This is a genomic window from Planctomycetia bacterium, from assembly GCA_034440135.1.
Taxonomy (GTDB): Bacteria; Planctomycetota; Planctomycetia; order Pirellulales; family JALHLM01; genus JALHLM01.
Genome location: JAWXBP010000022.1, coordinates 1 through 3280, shown reverse-complemented (window position 1 = coordinate 3280; position 3280 = coordinate 1). Strand labels below are relative to the sequence as shown.

At 63.9% G+C, this 3280-nt stretch carries 1 protein-coding gene; it reads left to right on the top strand.

Going from position 1 to position 3280, the window contains the following annotated elements:
* Positions 1-4 precede the first annotated feature (4 nt).
* Positions 5-3280, top strand: a 3276-nt coding sequence (locus tag SGJ19_01240; GenBank protein ID MDZ4778860.1) for a glycosyltransferase, incomplete at its 3' end; no start/stop codon positions are given.

Genomic DNA, 3280 nt, shown 5'->3' with positions numbered 1-3280 from the left:
GCCGCTGGTCGCGACGCAAATCCCCCTGTTCAACGAGGCCAACGTTGCCGAGCGGGCGATTCGCGCCGTCGCCGCCATCGACTATCCGCGGGACCGCCACGAGATCCAGGTGCTCGACGATTCCGACGACGAGACCCGTGGGATTGTCGATCGGGTCGCGGTCGAGCTCCGGACTCAGGGGCACCGCATCGTCATCGTGCGCCGCGCCGACCGCGTCGGGTTCAAAGCCGGCGCGCTGGCGCTGGGCCTGACGAAGACGGCCGCCGAATACGTGGCCATCTTCGACGCGGATTTCGTGCCCCCGCGAAATTTTCTGCGGAACACGCTGCCGTTTTTTTTCTCGAATCAACGGCTCGGTCTCGTGCAGGCGCGCTGGGGGCATTTGAATGACGCGGCCTCGATGCTGACCCGCGTGCAGGCCATCGGGATCGACGGACATTTCATGGTCGAGCAATCGGCCCGCACGTTCAACGGGCTCTTCATGAATTTCAACGGTACGGCCGGCATCTGGCGCCGGCAGGCGATCGTGGACGCGGGCGGCTGGTCGGCGGATACGCTCACGGAGGATCTCGACCTCTCTTACCGGGCGCAACTGGTCGGCTGGCGCACCCACTATCTCGCCGAACTCGAGGTTCCCGGCGAGTTGCCGGCTTCGCTCGGTGCCTTCAAAAGCCAGCAGTTTCGTTGGGCGAAAGGATCGATCCAATCCGCCAGGAAACTACTGCCCCGCATCCTGTGCAGCGGGGCTCCCGTCTGGACGAAAATTCAGGCCGCCCTCCATCTCACGCACTACGCCATTCATCCGCTGATGCTCGTGGTCGCCCTGCTGGCGTGGCCGGTGATGATGCACTTTCCCCTCAACCTGCATCCGGACTGGCTGCCTATTGTGATCGCAGCCCTCGCCGTCGTCGTGCTCGCGCCGAACGTCACCTATCTCGCGAGCCAGCGTGCGCTCCATCGCGATTGGCCTTGGCGGCTGCGCTGGCTGCCGGTGCTGACAGGCCTCGGTGTCGGTCTGACGATCAACAACACTCACGGCGTCCTCGAAGCGCTGTTCGGGAAAACGGGCGAATTCGTCCGGACGCCGAAACAAGGCGACCAGACGAAGACGCATTATCGTTCACAGAAATCCCTCGTGCCGTGGATCGAACTCGCGATGGGGCTCTATTGCGCCGCGAGTTTGGTTTCCTATCTGAGCACCGGGCGATTTGTGATCGGGTCCTTCCTTGCGGTGTATGCGGCCAGTTTCCTGATCGTCGCGGTGTTTGGGTTTCTGGAACAGCGGGAATCCCGCATCGTGCGCGCGCAACCGCTCGATAGCTCGCCGATCAATGAGACTGGAATGGCAAACGCGGCTGCGAATCACGGCGGTGTCCGGCAGCGACTGTTCCTCGCGGCCGTGGGCGGATTGCTTTTGGGGTGCGTGGCGATGGGAAGCGTTGCGTGGATTCACGCGCATCCGTATGCGCGGATTGCGGGGTTCGCCCTGCTGCTTCCTGCCGGGCTGGCCGTAACTTTCTTGTGGCCGCGCGACCAACCACGGCACACCGCCGTCGTGAGCCTGCTGCTCGTCGCGCTCCTGGCGCGACTGGCGCTGCTGGCGCACCCGGCGGATTCGGACGCGAACCGGTATTTGTGGGAAGGTCGTCTGGTGCGGGAGGGCGAGAGCCCGTATGCCCGCGTCGCATCCGACCCTGCATGGGAGCCGTTGCGCGACCGCTATTGGGAGGGCATGAACCAGAAAGGACTCCGCACGATCTATCCGCCCGTCGCGGAATGGACTTTCGCGGCGGTCGGTGGGCTCTGGTATCATCCCATCGCGCTCAAGGTGGTGTTCATCGGTTTTGACCTCGGCGTAGTCGCGCTGTTGATCGCCATGCTCGCGGCCCGCGGGCAAGCGCCGTGGCTGGCCGGACTCTATGCGTTCAATCCGATTCCGCTGATCGGTTTTGCCGGCGAAGCCCACTTCGATGCGATGCTGCTCTTCTTCGTGCTGCTTGCGCTCTGGTTGCACGAGCGAAAATCGCTTCGCTGGTGTTGGATCGCGTTTGCGCTCGCCGTGCAAATGAAGCTCGTCGCTATCATACTGGTGCCGATCCTGCTTCGACGCGGCGGGTGGCGCACGGTCTGGCTCGGAGTGCTGGCCGTGGCGTTGCCCGTGTTGCCCTACATGGCTCACGCGCCCGCGTGGCTGGAGGGGGTCCGTCATTTCGGATCAAACTTGGCCTTCAACGGCTCGATCCACGCCGTCGCGTGGAGCGCGTTCGGAGACCGCCCGTCGGCGGCTTTGTTTTGCACGCTGCTCCTGGCGATCTGGATCGTGGGAGTAGCGCTTGCGCATCACGACTCCTGGCGCGCAGCGTTTTGGACCTTGGGCGGACTCGTCGTGCTCTCGCCGACAGTCCACTATTGGTATGTGGCGTGGGCCTTGGTGTTCATCCCGCTGTTTCCTTCGCTGGCCTGGCTTACTCTCAGCGGCGTGATGGCGCTCTACTACCTCGTGGTGACCAACGTGCTCGCCGGTCGCGACTGGGGACTGCCGCTATGGACGCAAAATGTCATCTGGCTGACCTTCGGTCTGGCGCTGGTCCGGGAAGCGGCGATTGCGTTGCCTGCGTTGTGGCGGCGAATTGAGGGCGGCACCGCGCATCGGCCCGTGCAAAATTACACGGTGGTCGTTCCGACGCTAAATGAAGGCGCCGGCCTTTCTGCCTGCCTCCACTCGCTCGCGCAGATGGTGCCGCCGCCGGACGAAGTCATCGTCGCCGACGGCGGTTCCGTCGATGGCACCCGCGAAATCGCCGCGCAAAGCGGCGCGACCGTAGTGCTAAGCGAGCGTGGACGCGGCCGGCAGATCGCGGCGGGAGCGAGCACGGCCGGGAGCGATGTCGTCTTCGTTGTGCATGCTGATTCCCTTGTCGCTCCGGATACCGGCCGTCGCCTCCTGGCTGCACTCAATGCCAACCCGGCCGCCATTGGCGGAGCAGTCGGCCAGCGGTTCGATTCCGATTCGACCAAACTTGTCGTCGTCGAATTCCTGAACGATTTTCGCGCGATGTTTCTCGGCGTTTCATTCGGTGACCAAGGACAATTTTTCCGGCGGACGTCGCTGGCCGGCAGCGGTGGATTTCCCAAGCTGCCGTTGATGGAAGACGTCGAATTCAGCCTGCGCCTCCGGTCCGCCGGCTCCGCCCTCTACTTGGGCGGTGGACTCGTCAGCTCCGACCGTCGGTGGCGCAGGGAGAATTGGTTCCAGCGCTGCCTCATGGTTGTAGTAATG